The following is a 2,730-nucleotide window of genomic DNA, read 5'->3' on the forward strand; positions in this document are numbered from 1 at the left end:
TTTCTTGTTTGTCTGCGCCCGTGTTTTTTTTTTTGGTTTTTGTTTTTGTTTTGTGGTGGTTGTACTTCTTGTACGTGCCGTACTCCGACAACAGACCTAGTGCTGTGACCGGGAACGTTCACCGGTTGGCGGGTCACTCCTTCCCAGGACGGGTCTGGTGGTAACCCGCGTCGGGCGGGACTCCAATGTGCTCGGTCAGGTGCTGTCGTGCCCCCGGTGTAGCGTCCAGGCTGAGTTCAGGTTCATGCTCAGTGGGCTGACGGAGGAGTGAGGATGAGAAGTACGACAGGCGAGCTGGTGGTCGAGGTTTCCCAGCGCATCGGGGCCCCGGCGGGGGAAGTGGAGAGCGGGCGAGCCCTCGCCGAATTGTGCGCCGCCCGGTGAACGCCGAACTGGACGCCCTCAAGATCGCACTGGATTGCCAGCGCCAGCACGTTCTCGGGATCCTCGCAGGGCTCTCGGAGAAGGATCTCCGGCGGCCAGTGCTGCCCAGCGGCTGGAGCTGCCTGGCATTGGTGCGCCACCTCACCCTGGATGTCGAACGCTTCTGGTTCCCTGGGGTGATCGCCGGCGAACCGGATGTGGCTGGTCAGCTGGTGGCAGGCGCGGAGGCACACTGGTCCGTACCCGAGGCGATGAGCTCCGAGGAGGTCTTCCACGACTACCGGGCGGCCATCGCGCGCGCGGACGCCGTGATCGCCGCCGCCGTGCCCGATCAGGAACCCGCCGCCTGGCCCGTGGAGATCTGGCCGACCTGGCGACTGCCTGATGCGCGGCGCATCGTGATCCACGTGCTCACTGAAGTCGCATGCCATAGCGGTCACTTGGATGCGGCGCGTGAATTGATCGACGGCACCACGTGGCTCGGCGGCAACCCCTACGCCGACTAAATCTGCGACTGGATCAAGTTCACAGGGGTATTCAGGCCGCGGGCCTGAGAGGGCGTCCGCCCCAGCGGACGCCCTTCTCGCTGCGGACGCGGGCACGCTCCTTCCGCTGGGCAGCGAGGACGTCGGGGTGGCGGGCGTTCTTGTTGCGCCAGCGGAGATAGGCGTGCAGGGACCGGGTCTGGACGGTGTGGTGGCGGTGGTTGGAGTTGGCGACGGTGAACTGCCGCAAGGGTCCGAAGTGGGCCTCGATCGGGTTGGCCCAGGACGCGTAGGTGGGCGTGAAGCACAGTTCGACCCGGTTCCTTCTGGCCCAGCGCCGGATCTGCTCGCCCTTGTGTGCGGAGAGGTTGTCGAGGATGACGTAGATCGGGGCGCCGTCCGGGCGGGCCGCGCGGATCGACCGGAGGCTGGCCAGGGTGTTGTTCGCGCCCTTCTTGCGGCGGTTGACGCCCCACAGTGTGTCGTCGCCGATCGAGTAGCAGCCGTGGAAGTAGCGGACGCCTTGGGTGCGGTGGTAGGTGGCGGGGTGCCGCTCGGGGTGGCCGGCAGGGGCCCAGCCAGAGCCTCCGGTGGGGCGGATGCCCAGCAGGCCGAACTCGTCGAACGCAAACACACGGTCCGGGAACCGCTCCAGGACCTGTTCGATGCGGTCGAGCTTGGCATCACGGTCGGGGTCGGGTGACTCCTTCCAGGTCTTGGTGCGCTGGAAGGTGACGCCGCGGCGGGCCAGCAGGCACCGTAACGCCTCACGGCCGATCCGGATCACGCGGCCGTGAACTTTCCGCAGGTAGGCGGCGAGTTTGCGGATCGACCAGCGGGTGAAGGGCTGGCCGAGTTTGGTCGGGCGGGTGGTGGCCGTCGCCACGACGAAGTCCTCGTCGTCAGGACTGAGCAGGCGGGGACGGCCTCCCGCCCACCGAGGGTCCAGACAGGCCAGGCCAATCTCGTTGAATCGGTGGATCACGTCGCGGACGGTGTCCTCGTCAGCCTGCACCAGCTGGGCGATCACCGGGACCCGGTTCCCGCCGGCCGAGGCCAGCAGCATCATCGCGCGCCGGTAGCTCACCGAACTCGTGCTACCCCGGCGCACGACCTGCTGGAGCCGCTGCCCCTCTTGGTCGGTCAACCTGCGCACACGGACAGGCTCAGCCACCACACCCCCCAGCAGTCGGATCGGACGTCACCGCACATCCAACCGCCGCAAGGGTCACCCCGGCGAACCTACGTGGTCAGAGCACTAGACGCGCCAACCGAGGGCGGCCGGGAGTGGTCACCGGCTGATTCTCGCTCCGGGGCCGGCACCAACCACGCGTACTACGCACGCGTGGTTGGTGCCCCGTCACCCCGTTGTCCCGGCCGTGATGATGACGATGGCCGCGCCGTCGCGGCTGCCGCCGCGTGATTGGCGGCACGGCTTGCGAATACCACAGGCAGAGGGCCGGCTCGCGTGGACGCTCCGCCCTTCGGCAGTGGCAGGTCCGGGATGCCGCTACGCAGGTACGACGTGGACGCTCTGCGCGACGTGGCCGGGGTTGCAGGTGACCGCAGCCACATCGGGTGCCTCGACGGTGTTGCCGTAGAGGACGTACCCCATGCCGTGCTGCCCGGAGTAGCAGACCACCTTGGCCTGGTAGGTGCCGGTGTCGCACTGCACCTTGCCCCCTCCGTACCAGTGGACGTTGGGGCCCTCATGGGCCCACTCGATCCAGGTGACGCAGCCGGTGGGCGGATCGGCCTGGGCCACGGGGGCTGCTTGAGCGGGGGCAGCAGCCAGAGCGGACAACCCGAGGACGGCTGTCGCGAGGGTCACCATGGTTCGCTTGAGCATCAATTTCTCCTG

3 protein-coding genes are annotated in these 2,730 nt (G+C 67.5%); 1 reads left to right on the top strand and 2 read right to left on the bottom strand.

Going from position 1 to position 2,730, the window contains the following annotated elements; all coding sequences use genetic code 11:
• Nucleotides 1–380 precede the first annotated feature (380 nt).
• A complete protein-coding gene (locus ABZ622_RS41920) occupies nt 381–890 on the top strand; it encodes a DUF664 domain-containing protein (RefSeq protein ID WP_360552576.1) in 510 nt (169 codons plus the stop codon).
• A gap of 31 nt (nt 891–921) precedes the next feature.
• Here the strand turns inward: ABZ622_RS41920 and ABZ622_RS41925 are convergent, their stop codons facing one another.
• Nucleotides 922–2,043 carry an IS630 family transposase gene (locus ABZ622_RS41925; RefSeq protein WP_360552578.1) on the bottom strand — a complete coding sequence of 374 codons (1,122 nt, stop codon included), beginning with the start codon at nt 2,041–2,043 and terminating at the stop codon, nt 922–924.
• A 336-nt stretch (nt 2,044–2,379) separates the two neighbouring features.
• Nucleotides 2,380–2,730, bottom strand: a 351-nt coding sequence (locus ABZ622_RS41930; RefSeq protein ID WP_360552580.1) for a hypothetical protein, incomplete at its 5' end; no start/stop codon positions are given.

The organism is Streptomyces sp. NPDC007164 (assembly GCF_040634135.1).
GTDB classification, from domain to species: Bacteria; Actinomycetota; Actinomycetes; order Streptomycetales; family Streptomycetaceae; genus Streptomyces; species Streptomyces sanglieri.